Raw genomic sequence first — 17,791 nt, 5'->3', positions numbered from 1 at the left:
ATCCGAGCCCGACAGTGGGAGAAACGCCTACTCCGGCGCGCCCTCTTCCGCCGCCTCGCGCTTCTTGAGCCAGGCGCGGCTGACCAGGCCCATGCCCAGCCAGATGACGATCGCCAGCACGATCATGACGATGTGCTGCTTGCCGCCGCCCTTCATCGCCTGGACGATCGAATTGCCGGCGAAGGCGGTCAGGGCGATCTTTGGCACGATGCCGATGGCGGTGCCGGCCGCGAAGTCACGCAGGCGCATCGGCGTGACACCCGCGGCCATGTTGACGACGATGAACGGCGCCGAGGGCACCAGACGCACGATCAGGCTGGCCATGAAGCCGTTCTTGCCGATCATCCGCATGAACTTATTGACGCCTTCGGTGGCGAACTCCCGGAGGATCTTGGCGCCGTAGACCCGCCCGAGCCAGAAGCCCACCAGCGACGAGACCAGGGTTCCGATCCAGCTGTAGGCGAAGCCGGTCCAGGGTCCGAACGCCACCACCGCCGCGGCGATCAGCACGAACTGCGGCACGCCCAGGAAGGCCATGACCGCGAAAGCCGCCACGGCCGCGGGCAGCGCCCAAGGCCCGGTGGCCGCGCCCAGCCAGTGCTCGACCGCCGCCTCGCCGTTGACGCCCAGCAGTTGCGCGCCGAACAGGAAGACGACGCCCACCCCGCCAAACAGGACGAACGAGACCGCCACCATGCGCCAGGCGCGGGCGTCCATATTGGTCACGAAGTCGATGAGGCGGCGGATCACGCGCCCTGCCTCGCCCATGGCTCGCGCCGGGTCAAGCGTGACCATCTCCGGCGGTCCGCGGCGATCGCCGCGCGAGACATCGGCGGACCACGTGTCTAGCCTGGGCGCATGAAGATTCTGGCCATTTCGGGCAGCTTGCGCGCCGCCTCCTACAACACCGCTCTTCTCCGAGCCGCCGCCGAGCTCGCGCCGGAGGGCGTGACCCTGAGTCTCCACCCGCTCAACGACCTGCCGTTCTTCAACCAGGACGTCGAGGATCTCGGCGATCCGGAGCCCGTGACGACTTGGAAGACCGCCGTGCGCGAGGCCGAGGGCCTGCTGATCGCCTGCCCTGAATACAATGGCGGCCTCACCGCGGTGCTGAAGAACGCCATCGACTGGGCCTCGCGCGGCAAACCCGCGCCGCTAGAGGGCAAGATCGCCTGCGCCATGGGGGCCAGTCCCGGCATGACCGGCACGGTTCGCGCCCAGGATGCCCTTCGCCTGAACCTCAAGCGCGCCGGCTGCGATCTGGCGCCTCTGAGCGACATCCTGGTCGGCCAAGCCAACGCCAAGTTCGACAATGGCGTGCTAATCGACGAGCGCACCCGTCAGGCCATCTCCCGCCATCTGGCGAGCTTCGCCGAGGTTCTGCGCGCCCGGCGCTGAGGCTGTCGCACGCACCTTCCGGCGGGCATCGCCAAAAGCCGTCAAAACGGGAGCGTCTCGCGTTGCGCCGCAGCGAGCGCGGGCGTAAAGACCGCCGCAATCCTGAAACGGTCCTTCAGTCGGACCAGGCAAACCCAGGGGAGTCCTGCAAGATGTCGCTCGAGTCCGCCGCCCTGCGGCGCATCGCACCGTCGGCCACCATCGCCATCAGCGCCAAGGCGCGCGCGCTGAAAGCCGCCGGTCGTGACGTAATCGCCCTTTCCGCGGGCGAGCCCGACTTCGACACGCCGGACAATATCAAGAACGCCGCCATCGAGGCCATCAAGGCCGGCAAGACCAAGTACACCGACCCGGACGGCATGCCCGAGCTGAAGGCCGCCATCTGCGCCAAGTTCAAGCGCGAGAACGGCCTGGAGTACAAGCCGAGCCAGGTCCACGTCGCCCCGGGCGGCAAGCCGGTGATCTACAACGCCCTGGTCGCCACCCTGAACCCGGGCGACGAGGTGATCATCCCCGCCCCGTACTGGGTGTCGTACCCCGACATGACCCTGCTGGCCGGCGGCACGCCCGTCTCGGTCGAGACCACCGCCGAGAGCGGTTTCAAGATCACGCCGGCGGCCCTGGAAGCGGCGATCACGCCGAAGACCAAGTGGCTGATCATCAACAGCCCCTCGAACCCCTCGGGCGGCGCCTATACGCGCGCCGAGCTGCAGGCGATCGCGAACGTGCTGCTGCGCCACCCGCAGGTCTGGGTGCTGACCGACGACATGTACGAGCACCTGGTGTTCGACGACTTCGAGTTCACCACCATCGCCCAGGTCGAGCCCAAGCTCTATGACCGCACCCTGACGATGAACGGCGTCTCGAAGGGCTACTCGATGACCGGCTGGCGCATCGGCTACGCCGCGGGTCCCGAACCGCTGATCAAGGCCATGGGCAAGATGATCAGCCAGACGACCTCGAACCCCTGCTCGATCTCGCAGTGGGCCGCGCTCGAGGCGCTGAACGGCACGCAGGACTTCATCAAGCCGAACGCCAAGCTGTTCCAGGAGCGCCGCGACCTCGTCGTGTCGATGCTGAACCAGGCCACCGGCCTGCACTGCCCGACCCCGGAAGGCGCGTTCTACGTCTATCCCTCGTGCGCCGGCCTGATCGGCAAGACCGCGCCCTCGGGCAAGGTCATCGAAAGCGACGAGGACTTCGCGACCGAACTGCTGGAGAGCGAAGGCGTCGCCGTCGTCCACGGCGCGGCGTTCGGCCTCTCGCCGTTCTTCCGCATCAGCTACGCGACCAGCAACGAGGTCCTGGAAGACGCCTGCTCGCGCATCCAGCGCTTCTGCGCGGCGGTGAAGTAGATCCCAAATCCTCCCCCTAGCGGGGGAGGTGTCGGCTCGAAGAGACGACGGAGGGGGAAGAGGCAAGTCACCAAGGCTTCCCCCTCCGGCCTTCGGCCACTCCCCCTTTTTTTTTTTTGGGGGGGGGGGGGGGAGGATTTAAAGGCTACCCGTCAATCCAGTCGGTCAGCCCCTCGCGGGCGTGGGCCTCGCGCAGCGCCGGGCGCTGACGGATGCGGTCGAGGTAGCGCTTGAGGTTCGGCCACTCGGTCGCGGGCTTGGGCATGTTTCGGCTCCAGCGGCACAGGATCGTGGCCAGCAGATCCACCGTCGAGAAGCGATCGCCGACCATATAGTCACGATCGGCCAGATGAGCGTCCAGCCGCGCCAGTCCCGCCTCGATCCGCGCGCGGGCGGCGGCCTTCACCGCCTCCAGGGCCTCGCCGCCGGCCGGCTCGTGCGGATAGAACCAGGCGCGAAAGTGCGGCTGGAAGCTGTTGGCCAGCCAGAAGGTCCAGCTCAGATAGTCCGGCCGCTCGGGCGAGCCAACGGGCGGCGCGAAGCCCGCCTCGGGATGCCGTTCGGCCAGCAGGGTCGCCAGCGCGGCCATCTGGGTCACCGGCTCGCCGTCGATGATCAGCGTGGGCACCACGCCATCCGGATTGAGCGCCAGATACGCGGCCGTCTTGTGCTCGCCCTTGTCGAAATCCAGCAGCTTCAGCTCGAACGGGACGCCGAGCTCCAGCAGCATCCAGTGGATGGCCGTGCCGGCCGTGCTGGGCGAACCATAGAGGGTGTACATTCTCGAGCCTCCGCGATGTCGCGGGCATACGCGTCTGGTTCTCGCCAACCGTCAATAAGGCGCCATGCTGCCACATACGGGACACGCGGCGGCGAGCCTCGCGCTCGGCGCCAACGCTGGCTCCCGCCCACAAATCAGACGGATGAAACCGCCATGCTGACCCTGTTCCACGCCCCGCGTTCGCGATCGACGCGTTTTATCTGGCTGCTGGAGGAGCTCGGCGCGCCCTACGAGATTCGCAAGGTCGACATCTATCGCGCCGTCAGCAACACCGGGGCTCGAGACCCCAACAATCCGCATCCCCACGGCCAGGTGCCCGCGCTGCTGGACGACGGCGTGCTGATCACCGAGTCGGCGGCCATCGCTCTCTATCTCACCGACAAGTTTCCGACGGCGGGGCTGGGCCCCGTGGTGGGCGATCCGCTTCGCGGACCTTACGTCTCTTGGCTGGCCTACTACGCCGGGGTGCTGGAGCCGACCGTGACCAACCTGTGGAAGCAGCGGCAGGACGACCAGGACAAGGCGCAGCACCAAGCCATGGACGACCGGCTGCGCACGACGCTGGAGACCTCGCCCTGGCTGCTGGGCGACACCTTCTCGGCCGCCGACATCTTGTTCGTCAGTCCACTGCAGTTCGCGCGCCAGATGCTGCCGCCGCACGAGGTCTATGACGAATGGCTGGCGCGGGCCAACGCTCGCCCGGCCCTCGCCCGCGCATTGGCCAAGGACGACGCCTAAGGCTTGCATCCGGCGGCGGTTCGTTCGATGACCTTTGAAGACCGATACGCTTCGAGGTCCGGATCGCCATGGCCGACGTCGTCAATCTGAACCAAGCCCGCAAGGCCAAGGCCAAGTCCGACGACAAGGCCCGCGCCGCCGAGAACCGCGTCCGCTTTGGCCGCACCAAGGCGGAGAAGTCGCTGGAGGCCGCGCGCGCCGAAAAACTCCAGCGCGAGCTGGACGGCGCCAAGCGCGAGGATTGAGGGCTTGGCCGGGTTGAAGAAGCGCTCGGTCAACCTGGCCGGCCACGCCACATCCCTAGCTCTGGAGCCTGAGTTCTGGGCGGTCTTGGAGCGGGCCGCGACGCGGGACGGCGCAAGCCTGGCGGCCCTGATCCAGCGGATCGACAACGCGCGCGGGGAGCGCCCCTTGGCCTCGGCCTGTCGCGTGTTTGCGCTGAGCCAGGCGGCCAGCGGCTCGCCCTAGGTCCTCAGAGTCGGCTCGACAGTGGGCCGGCGTTGGGTCGGAAGCGTTGGCGGCTTGGGCATCGGGGTCTTGCGCAAGGTCTCCGGCAAGCTCGGCAGGCTCTGGCGCCACGAAGCGCCCTCGCCCGCCATGACGCCGAGCCGCCAAGCCCCCCAGACCGCCAGCGCCAGGATCGCGACCACCAGCGCGGCCGCGAAGGCGCCGCCGCTGTCGCGTCGCCGAGTCGGAGGCCGGACGTGGCGCGCCACCACGCTCATGGCGGGCTTCAACCGCCCGGGGCCTTGGGCGCGGGCGCGTCGGGGAGCTTCGGCGCCGACGCCGAAATGTTCACGTCGACCTGCTTCTTGGAGCTCATCCCGCCCGACCACATGAAGAAGGCGAGCACGGCGACGATCACCACCAATCCGCCGACGATGAAGGCCAAGGCGCCATTGCCGCCGCCGCTATTGCCGCTGGTCTGTTCCGACATCACGATCTCCCGGCCTGGTCGGCCCGATTTCCACTGCCGGATCAACGGCACGCCGCGCGGAGAGTTCCCGATGCAGGCGGGTTAGGGCTTAAGCTCGGGCCTCGGTGTGCTACATATGTTCCCATGCACTCCGACGCCGACTCGCCAGAATTCCAGGACGAATTCCCGGGCGACCTCCCCGCTCCCCGTATTTCCGATCTCGCCCGGGCCAGGCCCCCGGCGAGCGCCGCGCCCGGCTATCTGGACGGCCTGAACCCCGAGCAGCGCGAGGCGGTGGAGACCACCGAGGGCCCGCTACTGGTCCTTGCCGGGGCCGGCACCGGCAAGACCCGCGTGCTGACCACGCGCCTGGCCCACATCCTGGCCACCGGCCGCGCCCGCCCGTGGGAGCTGCTGGCGGTCACCTTCACCAACAAGGCCGCGCGCGAGATGCGCGAGCGGATCACCCACATCATCGGCCCGGAGGCCGAGGGCCTGCGGTGGCTGGGCACCTTCCACTCGGTCGCCGCCCAGATCCTGCGCCGGCACGCCGAACTGATCGGGCTGAAGTCCAACTACACGATCATCGACACCGACGATCAGGAGCGCCTGCTCAAGCAGTTGATCGAGGCGGAGAACATCGACGCCAAGCGGTGGACCCCGCGGATCCTGTCGCAGATCATCGACGGCTGGAAGAACCGCGGCTGGACGCCCGACCGCGTCCCGACGTCGGAGGCCGGCGAGTTCGCCAACGGCAAGGGCATCACCCTTTACCGCCAGTACCAGGAGCGCCTGCGCATCCTGAACGCCTGCGACTTCGGCGACCTGCTGCTGCACAACATCAGCCTGTTCACCGGCCATCCCGACGTGCTGGACGAGTTCCAGCGCCGCTTCAAATACGTGATGGTCGACGAGTACCAGGACACCAACGTCGCCCAGTACCTGTGGCTGCGCCTGCTGGCCCAGGGCCGCCAGAACGTCTGCTGCGTCGGCGACGACGACCAGTCGATCTACGGCTGGCGCGGGGCCGAGGTCGACAACATCCTGCGGTTCGAGCGCGACTTCCCCGGCGCCAAGGTCGTGCGCCTGGAATGCAACTACCGCTCTACCGAGCACATCCTGGCCGCCGCCTCGGGCCTGATCACCGCCAACAAGGGACGCCTAGGAAAGACCCTGTGGACCCCGGCCAAGGGCGGCGAGAAGGTCAAGGTCAGCGGCGTCTGGGACGGCGAGGCCGAAAGCCGCCTGATCGCCGACGAGATCGAGCGCGCCAAGAAAGCCGGCCGCAAGTACAACCAGATGGCCATCCTGGTCCGAGCCAGCTTTCAGATGCGCGCCTTCGAAGAGCGCTTCGTGCTGCTGCAGATCCCCTACAAGGTGGTCGGCGGCCCGCGCTTCTTCGAACGGGCCGAGATTCGCGACGCCCACGCCTATCTGCGGCTGATCCAGTCGCCCGACGACGACCTGGCCTTCGAGCGGATCGTCAACACGCCCAAGCGCGGCATCGGCGACACCAGTGTCCAGAAGCTGCTGCAGATCGCCCGACTGAGCGGCGTCTCGACCGTCGAGGCCGCCCGGCAGATCATCGCCAGCGACGAGCTTCCGGCCCGCACCCGCACGGCGCTCTCCAACTTCATCCGCGACCTGGATCGCTGGCGCTCGATGGTCGGGTCGGTCCACCACCAGCGCCTTCTGGAAACGGTTCTGGAGGAGAGCGGCTACACGGACGCCCTGCGCCTCGACAAGGGTCCGACCAGCCAGACGCGGCTGGAAAACCTGAAGGAACTCGTCCAGTCGATGGGCTCGTTCGACACGCTGGAGGCCTATCTGGAGCACGTGTCGCTGGTCATGGACCTGGACCGCGAGGCCACCGGCGACGCCGTCTGGATCATGACCCTGCACTCGGCCAAGGGCCTGGAGTTCCCGCTGGTCTTCCTGCCCGGCTGGGAGGAAGGCGTGTTCCCCAGCCAGCGCAGCATGGACGACAAGGGCGAGAAAGGCCTCGAGGAGGAACGGCGCTTGGCTTACGTGGGCATCACCCGCGCCCGCGAAGAGGCCCGGATCAGCTTCGTGGCCAACCGTCAGGTCTACGGCCGCTGGACGTCGCAACTGCCCAGCCGCTTCGTCGACGAGCTGCCGATCGCCCACGTCGATGCGGCGTCCGAGACCGGCTACTACGGCGGCGGCCCGGGCATGCAGTCGACGGCGGCCTCGCGCTGGGACGATCCGGGAACCAGCGCCTTCCAGGCCGGCAGCTATGACAGCCCCGGCTGGAAACGCGCCCAGGAGCGCACCTCGGGCTTCGCCGAGCGCGGCGGGTCCTGGCGCGGCGGCGCCGGCGTGCGCGCCGGCTCGGCCGCCCGTTCGGCCCCGATCGAGGGCGAAGGCCGGCTGGTCGCCGTCTCCGCCCCGACCAACAGCGCCTATGCGCGCGGCGACCGGGTGTTCCACGTCAAGTTCGGCTACGGCAAGGTCACCGGGATCGAAGGCAACAAGCTCACGGTGGCCTTCGACAAGGCCGGCGACAAGAAGGTCATCGACAGCTTCGTCGAGAAGGCCTGATCAGCCTTTCTCGGGCTTCAGCCCCGGCTTGATGCCATCATACTCGGGCGGATCCTCGGACGGACGCGGCGTCAAGCTTTCCCAGACTCCGACGGCCGCCAGGATCAGCGTCGACAGGGCGGAAAGCAGGAGCGGGCTGAGGCTCAACGCCACGGGCGCAAGCGCCGCGAGGGCGATCAATCCGGTGATCCGCGCCCGCGACCAGCGGCGGAATACGGCCAGCTTGAACAGCAGCGAGCCCAGCAGGAACAGGAACGGCCCGCCGATCACCGCGGCCGCGATCTTGAAGTCGGCGTGGCCCAGCGGGTGGTGGATCACCCACTCGTCGCCGACCGCCGCCACGATGATCCCGGCCACTGGCAGGATGTGGGCATAGGTATAGGCCACGCGCGCGATCGCGCCGGGGTCCTTGGACTCCTCGATGGCCTTGCTGGCGGCCTCGGCGGTCGAGGAGAAATAGATCCACCACATCGCCAGGCTGCACAGGAAGGCGCTGGCGAACGCGGCCATCACCGGGGCGTCCCAGGGCATGCTCATCACCGTGCTGCCGCTGACGATGATCGACTCGCCCAGGGCGATGATCGTGAACAGGGCGCAGCGCTCGGCCATGTGACCGCCCTCGACCTTCCATTCCGAGCTCTTGGTGCGGCCCAGGCCCGGGGTCCAGAAGCCGACCGCCGCCGACAGATACTCGATGAAGAGCGCCAGGCCCCAGACGGCCAGACGGGCCTCGCCGTCGACGAACGCGCCCGCGATCCAGAACGCCGCGGCGACCGTGAGCCAGGCCAGGATGCGCGCGAAATTCCGACGATGCTGCGGCGCGCGCCAGGCGCTCCAGAGGAAGAAGGCGGTGCGGCCGACCTGGATGATCACATGCCCGGCGGCGAACGCCAGACCCCGCTCGCCGAACGCGTCGGGAATGGCGGCGGCCAGGACCAGGGCCGCGGCCATCATCACGAACAGCATCAGCCTGACCGGCGAGCGCTCGGGGTCCAGCCAGTTGGTCACCCAAGCGGTGTAGATCCAAGACCACCACACGGCCAGCAGCAGCACCGTGGCGTGGATCAGGCCCGGCCCATCCGGATGGCGCAGCACCGCGTGCGAGATCTGGGTGACCGCGAACACGAAGACCAAGTCGAAGAACAGCTCCGCGTAGGTCACGCGAGCGTGCTCGGCGGCTTTGCGCTCTCGCAGGAGCGGCGTCTTGGTGTCGGCCATGCCTTGGTTGACCACAGTCAAGGCGACGAGACCAGCCCCACCACCGACCGCGTAGAACCAAGTCCCGTTTCGCGCGCTCTAGCGACATGGAACGCCTGGACCAGCTCCTCGATCGCCTGAAGGCCTTCGCCGTCACACGCCCCGTGGCCTACGGCGCGCCGGCCTGCGCCGTCGCCGGCCTCCTCGCCGGGCTCGTGTTGCAAACAGGACCGCAGGACGGCCCCTATGTCCCGGAGATGGAGCGTGTCGAACGCCCCTTGATGGCCGAGGCCGAGCCGATCAGCTGGCCGACCGGCGAGGTCCCGGACTATGTGATCGGCACGGACGCCTTGAGAGCGACGCGAACGCCGCCGCCGACGTACGCCGCGTACGAGCCCCCGCCGGCGTTTGAGCCGCCCCCCCAATATGTGCTGACGGACTATAGGCATGAGGCGGCGCTCCCGGCGGACGAGACTCGCTGGGCGTCGAGCCGCGGCGACATTCTCGATGTGTCGCTACCGGAGGACGCGCCGCGGCCGCCCTCGGCGCCGATCGCGCCGTCGCCCCCGCCAGCCCCGACACCAACCGTGCTCGCCGGCATCGCTTCGTAGCGCTGAAGGCTCGCTTTTCGCCGTCTTTGCCGCTAACGGAGCGGCATGACCGACTATACGCCCCAGCAGATCGTCGCCCGCGGCGCGCGCGCCGACGCCGAGACCGCCGCCGACGCCATCGACAACCATCCCGGCCTGGAAGGCGCGACCTACTCGATCCTGGAAGAGGACGAGGACAAGAACATCTGGCGCATCGACGCTTTCCCCACCACGGAGGAAGAGGACGAGGGCCTCATGGCCCTGCTGGCCGACTACGACCTGAAGGTCACGCGCGACACCCTGGCCGACGCCGACTGGCTGGCCATGGCGCTGTCGGGCTTGCCGCCGGTGCGCGCCGGCCGCTTCTTCGTCTATGGCATGCATGACCGGGGCCGCCTGCCGGCCAGCACGGTCAACCTTCGCATCGAGGCCGGCGCGGCCTTCGGCACCGGCCACCACGGCACCACCGTCGGCTGCCTGCAGGCCTATGACCGCCTGATCAAGGCGCGGAAATTCAACAAGGTGCTGGACGTCGGCGCCGGCACGGGCCTGCTGGCCATCGCCGCCGCCCGCACGGGCACGAAGCTGGCCGTCGGTACCGACATCGACAAGCCGTCCGTGCGGATCGCCAAGGAGAACGCCCAGGTCAACAAGGCCAACGCCCGCTTCGTCCACGCCTCGGGCCTGGGCCACCGCCTGGTCGCCGAGAACGCGCCCTACGATCTGGTCTTCGCCAACATCCTGGCCCGGCCGCTGATCAGCCTGGCCCAGGACATCAAGCGCGCGCTGGTCCCGGGCGGCACGGTGATCCTGTCAGGCCTGCTGCGCACCCAGGAGCGGATGGTCAAGGCCGCCTACCTGTCGCGCGGCTTCAAGGTGAAGAGTCGCATCCACCGCGACGCCTGGGCGACGCTGGTGCTGCAGCGGCCGTAAGGACGCTAGGTCAGGCGATGTCCTGGACCTTGCCGTCCAGCGACATCAGGCCAAGCTCGACCTCCAGGTGCTCATGGCGGCGCTTGATTTCGGCGCGCAAGGCCTGGAGTTCCTTGGCGTGGATCGCCAGTTCCTTGTCGGGCGTGTCCACCGACTCCGCGCCGAGGATCACCTTGTAGGCGCCGCAGTCGCGGTGATCGAGCACCATGACCTTGTGGATCGAGTGCAGGTTGATCGCGACGTCCAGGTGGCTCCAGAACGTCTGGCCCCAGCTGGGATACTTGTCGGTCAGGGCGCCCAGCGAAGCGCCCGCCAGCACCACGTGGTCGTACTTGTCGCGCAGTCCTCGCCCATCCATGTAGGCGACCGTTTCCTCGGTCAGCCGATAGTCCATGCAGGTCAGCAGCAGCATGTCGGTATGGCCTCGCGCCCGCGCCACGCCGGGCGCGAGGGTCGATAGCAGGCTGACGCCGCCGCTCATGGCGATCAGGCCGAAGGCCTGCCGGCGGGACAGGCCAGCGATCTTGTGAGAACAGCAGTCATGCATGACGGGGCGCTCCGCGCGTGAATGGAGCGGCACAGTTTCATCCCCTTTCAAGCGTGACCATGTGACGTCGAGACGCACAAACGCGTCCAGAGGCCGCCAGGATCGGACGCCCCCTTGGCGTTTGGGCGGCCAGACTCTAAATCCGAACGATGCGCCAGACCTTCGACGAATCCACCGATCCCTCCTTCGGCCCCAAGCACGTCCCGCTGATCCGCCAGGCCATGGCGGCGCAGGGGCTGGATGGCTTCCTCGTGCCGCACGAGGACGAGCACCAGAACGAGTACCTGCCCGCCGCCAATGACCGCCTGGCCTGGGCCAGCGGCTTCACCGGCTCGGCCGGGGCAGGCGTGATCCTGAAGGACCGCGCCGCCGTGTTCGTCGACGGCCGCTACACCCTGCAGGTCCGGGAGCAGGTCGATCAGGGCGTGTTCGAGATCCGCGACCTCGTCGAGGGCGGCGTCCCCGCCTATCTCGAGACCGCCCCGAAGGGCGCGGTGATCGGCTACGACGCCCGCCTGCATAGCCCCGCCGCGCTGGAGAGCCTGAAGGCCTCCGTCGCTCGCGCCGGCGCCACCCTGAAGCCTGTCTCGCCCAACCCGGTGGATCAGGCCTGGGGCGAGGCTCGTCCGGCCCAGCCGATGGCGCCGATCGTCCCGCAGCCGCTCGAATACGCCGGCGAGGAATCGAGCGCCAAGCGCGCCCGCGTCGGCGCTTCGATCGCCGCCCTCGGCGCGGAAGCCGCGGTGATCACCGCGCCCGCCTCGATCGCCTGGCTGTTCAACGTGCGCGGCGGCGACGTCATCCGCACGCCCCTGCCGCTCTCGCAAGCCATCCTGAACGCCGACGGCACGGCGCGTCTGTTCATCGATCCGGCCAAGGTCACGCCCGACCTGCCCGCCTGGCTCGGCAATCAGGTCTCGCTGGAGACGCCGGACCGTCTGGCCGAAGCGCTGGGCGATCTGTCCGGCAAGAGCGTGGCGGTCGATCCGGCCCAGTCCTCGGCCTGGTACTTCGACACCCTGGCCGCCGCCGGCGCCAAGATCGTGCGGGCCATGGACCCCTGCACCCTGCCCCGCGCCTGCAAGAACGCCATCGAGTTGGACGGCACGCGCGAGGCGCACCGCCGCGACGGCGCGGCCCTGACCCGCTTCCTGCACTGGCTCGCCACCGAGGGTCAGGTCAATCCGCCCGACGAGAAGGAAGCGGTCGCCAAGCTGGAGGCCTTCCGCGAAGCCACCGGCGTACTGAAGGACCTTTCCTTCGACACCATCGGCGCGGCCAACGGCCATGGCGCCCTGCCCCACTACCGCCCGACCGAGCGCTCCAACGAGCGCGCCAAGATGGGTTCGCTGCTGCTGGTCGACAGCGGCGGCCAGTACATGGACGGCACGACGGATGTCACCCGCACCGTGGCGATCGGGGAGCCCTCGGCCGAGATGGTCCAGCGCAACACGCTGGTGCTGAAGGGCCACCTGGCCATCGCCCGCCTGCGCTTCCCGGCCGGCACGACCGGCTCGGCGATCGACGCTCTGGCCCGCATGGCGCTGTGGGCCCACGGCCTGGACTACGACCACGGCACCGGCCATGGCGTCGGCGTCTATCTGGGGGTCCACGAGGGCCCGCAGCGGATCTCGAAGGCGCCCAACACCATCGCCCTGCAGCCCGGCATGATCGTCTCGAACGAGCCCGGCTACTACAAGGACGGCGAATACGGCATCCGCATCGAGAACCTGGAGGTCGTCATGCCGGCCGAGGACGTGCCGGGCGGCGAACGCCCCATGCACCGCTTCGAGGCCCTGACGCTGGCTCCTATCGACCGCCGCCTGATCGATAAGTCGCTGCTGAGCGCCGAAGAGATCGCCCAGTTCGACGCCTACCACGCGCGGGTGTTGCGCGAGATCGGGCCGCGGGTGGAGCCGGACGTCCGGGCCTGGATGGAACAGGTCTGCGCGCCGTTGTGAGATAGATCCTCCCCCGCGATGCGGGGGAGGTGGCCCAGAGGGCCGGAGGGGGCAAGCTCGGCCTGAGCCGCATTAGCCCCCTCAGTCACTCCGTGACAGCTCCCCCGCATCGCGGGGGAGCAACATCCACCTACCGCAACCGCGTCCACACCTGCGTCTTGCAGAACGGCGCGACGATGCAGCCTTTCAGCTTCAGCTGGTTCTCGCCGATCAGTTCGATCGTGCCGGAATAGGTGCCGCCGTCATCGGGGTTGTAGACCTTGCCGCCCGTCCACTTGGTCGGACCGCCGGAGAAATCGTACAGCATCTGGAGGTTCTTCAGCGTGCGGACGCGCTGGGACTCGTCCTTGTTCTTCACGTCCTTCAGCGCCGGGTTCTCGCGGATGTGGTTGGAGCTCAACAGCTTGCCGCACAGGCTGTTGCCGCAACGAGCGATCTCGACCTGACCGCCATTGGTCGGGGTCTGCCACAGTCCCGTGACGTCGGCGGCGAAGGCCGGCGTGGCCAGCAAGCCGAGGGTCGCGGCGGCGGCGGCGATCATGGTGGTGCGAAACATCAAGGTCTCCCTGGGTCGCGCTTCAAATGCGCGTTTGATCGCTTGGTTGCGCGATCTCGTCCCTCGGGACAAGGCCTGACACGAAAAGGCGGCGGGATTTCGGAAAGCGATCAGCTTCCGACCAGTTCCAGCCACTCGTCCTCGGTCATGACCTGGATCCCCAGCTCGGTCGCGGTCTTCAGCTTGGAGCCCGCGCCGGGTCCGGCGACCACCAGATCGGTCTTCTTCGACACCGACGAGGCGACCTTGGCGCCGAGCCCTTCCGCCTGAGCCTTGGCTTCGTCGCGGGTCATCTTCTCCAGCGCGCCGGTGAAGACGATGGTCTTGCCGGCCACGGCCGTGTCGGTCTTGGGCTTCTCGACCGGCTGGATGTCCAGCTCGGCGACCAGATTGGCGACCTTCTGGCGGTTGTGGTCCTCGGCGAAGAAGCGGGCCAGGGACTGGGCCGCGACCGGGCCAACGCCGTCGATGGCGGCCAGGTGCAGATAGTCATCGCCCGGCGCGCCGCTGGCGGCGGCGGCGAGGCCCTCGGCGAAGGCGTCCCAGGTTCCGTAGCGCTGGGCCAGGGCCGCGCGGGCGGGCTTGGTCAGCTTCGGGACCGCGTGGCCAATCTTGATCTCCAGATCATCGGTCTGAGGCCAGGGGTCGGCCTTCAGACCGCCCCTCCCCGCCTCGACCAGGCTGTCCAAGGCCTTCGGCCCGACGCCGGGGGCCGTGGAAAGCTCCAGATAGGTCTCGCCCGGCAGCGCGCCGGCGGCCTTCTCGGCGGCTTCTTGGAGGTCTTCGAACCGGTCGAAGTTCCGCGCCAGCACCGTGGACGTCGTCTCGCCGATGTCGCGCGCGCCCAGGCCGTAGATCATCCGGTCCATGCTGATCGTGCGCCGGGCCTCGATGCCGCGCGCCAGATTGGCGACCGAGGTCTCGCCATAGCCTTCGCGCTCGCGCAGGGCCGCCAGCTTCTCCTCGTCGCGCGCCAGCTTGAAGATGTCGGCCGGCTCGGTGATCCAGCCCTCGTCGAAGAAGGCCTGCAGCTGCTTCTCGCCCAGGCCCTCGATGTCGAAGGCGCGGCGCGAGACGAAGTGGCGAAGGTGTTCGACCCGCTGGAACGGACAGGCGAATTCGCCGGTGCAACGACGGACGACCGATTCCTGGCCGGAGGCGTTGACCTCACGCGCCAGCGGCGTCTTCAGCGGGCACGGGCATTCGTGCGGGAAGACGTAGGGCTCTGGCGCCGGATCGGGCCGCGCGTCCAGCGCCACCTCGACGATCTGCGGGATCACGTCGCCGGCCCGCTGGACGACGACCGTATCGCCGATCCGAGCGTCGAGGCGTTCGATCTCGTCGCCATTGTGCAGGGTGGCGTTGGTCACCACGACGCCGCCGACCGTCACGGGCTTGAGCCGCGCCACCGGCGTGATCGCGCCGGTGCGGCCGACCTGCAGGTCGATGGCTTCGAGGACCGTGCGGGCCTTCTGGGCCGGGAACTTGCGGGCGATCGCCCAGCGCGGCGAGCGCGAGACGAAGCCCAGACGGCGTTGCAGCTCCAGGTCGTCGACCTTGTAGACCACGCCGTCGATATCGAAGTTCAGGGTCGGCCGCAGCGCCTCGAACTCGGCGTAGACGTCGAGCAGGCCTCGAGCGTTCTCGACCCGGCGGGCCGGCGGCGCGGTCGTCACGAAACCCCAGGACCTGAGCTTTTCCAGCGCCTCCCATTGCCCGCCCGCGAAGGGCTCCGACACCAGCCCCCATGCATAGCCGAAGAACCGCAACGGCCGCTGGGCGCTGACGGTCGGATCGATCTGGCGCAGCGAGCCGGCGGCGAAGTTGCGGGGATTGGCGTAGGTCCGCTGGCCGGCCTCCTCGGCGGCCTTGTTGAAGGCGTCGAAGGCCTCGAGCTCGACATAGACCTCGCCACGCACCTCGATGATGTCGGGCCAGCCCGAGCCCTTCAGGCGATGCGGGATGTCGGCGATCGTGCGGAGGTTGGCGGTGACGTCCTCGCCGGTCTGGCCGTCGCCCCGCGTGGCGCCCTGGACCAGAACGCCCTTCTCGTAGCGCAGCGAGGCCGACAGGCCGTCGATCTTGGGCTCGGCCGTATAGGCCAGGGTCTCGCTGGGCGACAGGCGCAGGAACCGACGGACGCGGGCGTCGAACTCCTCGGCCTCGTCGTTGGAAAAGGCGTTGTCGAGGCTGAGCATCGGCACGCCGTGGCGCACCGGCGAAAATTGCTCGGCCCGCGCCGCGCCCACGCGCATGGAGGGGGAATTGTCGCGCACCAGATGCGGGAAGCGCGTCTCGATATCGAGGTTCCGCCGCTTCAGCGCGTCATAGTCGGCGTCGCTGATCGTCGGGTTGTCCTGCTGATGATAGGCGATGTCGTGCCGCGCCAGTTCGTCGGCCAGGCGCTCCAGTTCCTCGACGGCCTGGGCTTCGGTGAGGTCGGCGACAGGGATCAGGGACACGGCGGCGAATCCGGAAGGACAGGAACGAGGCGGGACGTTAGCAACCTCCCCCTGACGGTGGGAGTCAGCGATGGCCTTAAGCCATCAACGCCCGGGCCGCCGCCCTCGCCGCCTCGGTCACCTCGGCGCCCGACAGCATCCGGGCGATCTCCTCCTCGCGCTGGGCGGGAGCCAGGGGTTCGACCTTGGTGCGGGTCGAGGTCTCGTCGCCGGACTTGGAGATCCGCCAGTGCGCGTCGGCGCGCGCGGCGACCTGGGCCGAGTGGGTCACGACCAGCACCTGGGCGTTGGCCGCCAGGCGCTTGAGGCGCAGGCCCACCGCGTCGGCCACGGCCCCACCGACGCCCTGGTCGACCTCGTCGAAGATCATCAGGGGCTGAGGACCGCCGCCGCGCCCAGCCAAGGCGGCCTTCAGCGCCAGGGCGAAACGCGCCAGCTCGCCGCCGGAGGCGATCGCCTCCATGGGCCCGAACGGCGCGCCGGGGTTGGTCGAGATCTCGAAGGCGACGCGGTCCAGGCCCGTCGGACCGGCGCGGTCTTCGGTCAGGGGCTCCAGCGCCACGCGGAACCTGGCCTTCTCAAGCTTTAGCGGCGCTAGCTCGGCCTCGACCGCCACGGCCAGGGCGTCGCCGGCGGCGCGGCGTTCGGCCGACAGAGCCTCGGCGGCGTAGAGATAGGCCTCGCGGGCCTCGGCGGCGTCCTTGTCCGCCGCCTTCAGCGCGTCCTCGGAGGTCTCGATCGCCTGCAGACGGGCGGCGAACTCGGCGCGCTTGGCCGGCAGGTCCTCGACCAGGACGTTGAGCTTGCGGGCCATGCCGCGCAGGGCGAACAATCGCTCCTCGGCCTTCTCCAGGCGGTCGGGCTCGAATTCGAACGACTCGGCGACCGCGTCGATGGCGGCGCTGGCCTCCTGGGCCTCGACGATGGCGCGGTCGACCGCCTCGCAGGCGGCCGAGAGCTTGGTCATCGCCGCGCCGTCGGCGGGGGCTCCGGCCTGCAGGGCGCGCTCGCGGGCACGCTCCAGGGCGCGGTAGGCCTGGGCCAGCTTGCCCGACAGGCTGTCGCCGCCCAGCGCGTCCTGGGCCGCGGCGATGTCGGTGATGGCCTTTTCGGCGGAGCTCAGCAGGGCCCGCTCGTCGGCGAGCGCCGTCTCTTCGCCCTCGCGCGGGTCCAGGCGATCCAGTTCCGAAAGGCGAAGCGTCAGCTCCTCGGTCTCGGCAGCGGCGCGGCCGGCGAGGTCGCGCAGGCCCTCGGCCTTCTCGCGCGCGGCGCGCCAAGCGCTCCAGGCCGAGGCGACCGCCGAGAGCGACACGCCGCCGAAGGCGTCGAGCAGGCCGCGATGGGTCTTGGGATCGAGCAGACCGACGGTCTCGTGCTGGCCATGCACCTCAAGCAGCAATCCGCCCAGGTCCTTGAGCACGCCGACGCTCGTGGCCTGGTCGTTGACGAAAGCGCGGCTGCGGCCGTCGGGCGACAGCTGGCGGCGCAGGACCAGGTCCTCGTCGCGGGCATAGTCCAGGCCCTTGTCGTCGAGATAGGCGAAGGCCGGGTGGTCGGCCGGAAGCGCGAAGATCGCCGTGGCCGAGGCGTGGCCGGCCGCCCCTCGCCTCACCAGGCCCGCGTCGGCGCGCGCGCCGGTCGCCAGGCCCAAGGCGTCGAGGATGATCGACTTGCCGGCGCCCGTTTCACCCGTGAGCGCGGTCAGGCCCTCGCCGATGGCGAGGTCCAGGCTCTCGATGAGCACGACGTCACGGATGGAAAGGCCGATCAGCATGGACGCAGGATCGCCGGGAAT

Annotated in this window: 18 protein-coding genes; 9 read left to right on the top strand and 9 right to left on the bottom strand. The window is 69.0% G+C overall.

Going from position 1 to position 17,791, the window contains the following annotated elements; translation table 11 throughout:
- Window positions 1–27: 27 nt before the first annotated feature.
- Window positions 28–750, bottom strand: a complete 723-nt coding sequence (locus J2728_RS18680; RefSeq protein ID WP_310001550.1) for a TVP38/TMEM64 family protein — start codon at window positions 748–750, stop codon at window positions 28–30.
- A gap of 108 nt (window positions 751–858) precedes the next feature.
- On the opposite strand from J2728_RS18680, the gene J2728_RS18675 reads away from it, so the two are divergent.
- Both J2728_RS18675 and J2728_RS18670 read left to right on the top strand, forming a co-directional pair.
- Window positions 859–1,398 (top strand): NADPH-dependent FMN reductase, encoded by a 540-nt coding sequence (locus J2728_RS18675; RefSeq protein ID WP_310001549.1) that lies wholly within the window; start codon window positions 859–861, stop codon window positions 1,396–1,398.
- A 152-nt stretch (window positions 1,399–1,550) separates the two neighbouring features.
- Window positions 1,551–2,753, top strand: coding sequence for a pyridoxal phosphate-dependent aminotransferase (locus J2728_RS18670; RefSeq protein WP_310001547.1), 1,203 nt, complete (start codon window positions 1,551–1,553; stop codon window positions 2,751–2,753).
- Window positions 2,754–2,898: 145 nt separating this feature from the next.
- Here J2728_RS18670 and J2728_RS18665 read toward each other — a convergent pair whose 3' ends face one another.
- Complete coding sequence (locus J2728_RS18665) at window positions 2,899–3,534, bottom strand: glutathione S-transferase family protein (RefSeq protein WP_310001545.1); 636 nt, start codon at window positions 3,532–3,534, stop codon at window positions 2,899–2,901.
- 153 nt (window positions 3,535–3,687) lie between these two features.
- Here J2728_RS18665 and J2728_RS18660 point away from each other — a divergent pair, with 153 nt between their 5' ends.
- From J2728_RS18660 to J2728_RS18650, 3 genes are all read left to right on the top strand, one after another.
- A complete protein-coding gene (locus J2728_RS18660; RefSeq protein ID WP_310001543.1) occupies window positions 3,688–4,272 on the top strand; it encodes a glutathione S-transferase family protein in 585 nt (194 codons plus the stop codon).
- Window positions 4,273–4,340: 68 nt separating this feature from the next.
- Window positions 4,341–4,517 carry a DUF4169 family protein gene (locus J2728_RS18655; protein ID WP_310001541.1) on the top strand — a complete coding sequence of 59 codons (177 nt, stop codon included), beginning with the start codon at window positions 4,341–4,343 and terminating at the stop codon, window positions 4,515–4,517.
- 4 nt (window positions 4,518–4,521) lie between these two features.
- Complete coding sequence (locus tag J2728_RS18650; protein WP_310001539.1) at window positions 4,522–4,740, top strand: ribbon-helix-helix domain-containing protein; 219 nt, start codon at window positions 4,522–4,524, stop codon at window positions 4,738–4,740.
- Here J2728_RS18650 and J2728_RS18645 read toward each other — a convergent pair.
- Together J2728_RS18645 and J2728_RS18640 are read right to left on the bottom strand one after the other, a co-directional pair.
- The gene (locus J2728_RS18645; protein WP_310001538.1) at window positions 4,737–4,997 is read right to left on the bottom strand and encodes a hypothetical protein; all 261 of its coding nucleotides are present in this window, start codon (window positions 4,995–4,997) and stop codon (window positions 4,737–4,739) included. The two genes, J2728_RS18650 and J2728_RS18645, sit on opposite strands and share 4 nt — an antisense overlap.
- An 8-nt stretch (window positions 4,998–5,005) precedes the next feature.
- Window positions 5,006–5,209, bottom strand: coding sequence for a hypothetical protein (locus tag J2728_RS18640; RefSeq protein WP_310001537.1), 204 nt, complete (start codon window positions 5,207–5,209; stop codon window positions 5,006–5,008).
- Between the two features lie 123 nt (window positions 5,210–5,332).
- Between J2728_RS18640 and J2728_RS18635 the strand changes: the two genes are divergently transcribed.
- Entirely contained in the window at window positions 5,333–7,750 is a 2,418-nt protein-coding gene (locus J2728_RS18635; RefSeq protein WP_310001536.1) for an ATP-dependent helicase, read from the top strand.
- Here J2728_RS18635 and J2728_RS18630 read toward each other — a convergent pair whose 3' ends face one another.
- A complete protein-coding gene (locus J2728_RS18630; RefSeq protein ID WP_310001609.1) occupies window positions 7,751–8,983 on the bottom strand; it encodes a low temperature requirement protein A in 1,233 nt (410 codons plus the stop codon).
- A 71-nt stretch (window positions 8,984–9,054) separates the two neighbouring features.
- On the opposite strand from J2728_RS18630, the gene J2728_RS18625 reads away from it, so the two are divergent.
- Together J2728_RS18625 and J2728_RS18620 are read left to right on the top strand one after the other, a co-directional pair.
- Complete coding sequence (locus tag J2728_RS18625; RefSeq protein WP_310001535.1) at window positions 9,055–9,558, top strand: hypothetical protein; 504 nt, start codon at window positions 9,055–9,057, stop codon at window positions 9,556–9,558.
- Window positions 9,559–9,603: 45 nt separating this feature from the next.
- Window positions 9,604–10,470 (top strand): 50S ribosomal protein L11 methyltransferase, encoded by an 867-nt coding sequence (locus J2728_RS18620; protein WP_310001534.1) that lies wholly within the window; start codon window positions 9,604–9,606, stop codon window positions 10,468–10,470.
- A 10-nt stretch (window positions 10,471–10,480) separates the two neighbouring features.
- Here J2728_RS18620 and J2728_RS18615 read toward each other — a convergent pair whose 3' ends face one another.
- A complete protein-coding gene (locus tag J2728_RS18615) occupies window positions 10,481–11,017 on the bottom strand; it encodes a carbonic anhydrase (RefSeq protein ID WP_310001533.1) in 537 nt (178 codons plus the stop codon).
- A 149-nt stretch (window positions 11,018–11,166) separates the two neighbouring features.
- On the opposite strand from J2728_RS18615, the gene J2728_RS18610 reads away from it, so the two are divergent.
- Window positions 11,167–12,978 carry an aminopeptidase P family protein gene (locus J2728_RS18610; protein WP_310001531.1) on the top strand — a complete coding sequence of 604 codons (1,812 nt, stop codon included), beginning with the start codon at window positions 11,167–11,169 and terminating at the stop codon, window positions 12,976–12,978.
- A 130-nt stretch (window positions 12,979–13,108) separates the two neighbouring features.
- Here the strand turns inward: J2728_RS18610 and J2728_RS18605 are convergent, their stop codons facing one another.
- The 3 genes from J2728_RS18605 to recN all read right to left on the bottom strand — a co-directional run bounded on the left by J2728_RS18605 (window position 13,109) and on the right by recN (window position 17,770).
- Window positions 13,109–13,534, bottom strand: coding sequence for a DUF2147 domain-containing protein (locus J2728_RS18605; protein ID WP_310001529.1), 426 nt, complete (start codon window positions 13,532–13,534; stop codon window positions 13,109–13,111).
- A gap of 110 nt (window positions 13,535–13,644) precedes the next feature.
- Complete coding sequence (gene ligA, locus J2728_RS18600; RefSeq protein ID WP_310001527.1) at window positions 13,645–15,996, bottom strand: NAD-dependent DNA ligase LigA; 2,352 nt, start codon at window positions 15,994–15,996, stop codon at window positions 13,645–13,647.
- A 76-nt stretch (window positions 15,997–16,072) separates the two neighbouring features.
- Window positions 16,073–17,770, bottom strand: a complete 1,698-nt coding sequence (gene recN / locus J2728_RS18595; protein ID WP_310001525.1) for a DNA repair protein RecN — start codon at window positions 17,768–17,770, stop codon at window positions 16,073–16,075.
- Between the last annotated feature and the right edge of the window lie 21 nt (window positions 17,771–17,791).

It is taken from the genome of Caulobacter segnis, from assembly GCF_031454995.1.
Taxonomy (GTDB): Bacteria; Pseudomonadota; Alphaproteobacteria; order Caulobacterales; family Caulobacteraceae; genus Caulobacter; species Caulobacter segnis_E.
This window is presented reverse-complemented; position numbering and strand designations above follow the sequence as displayed.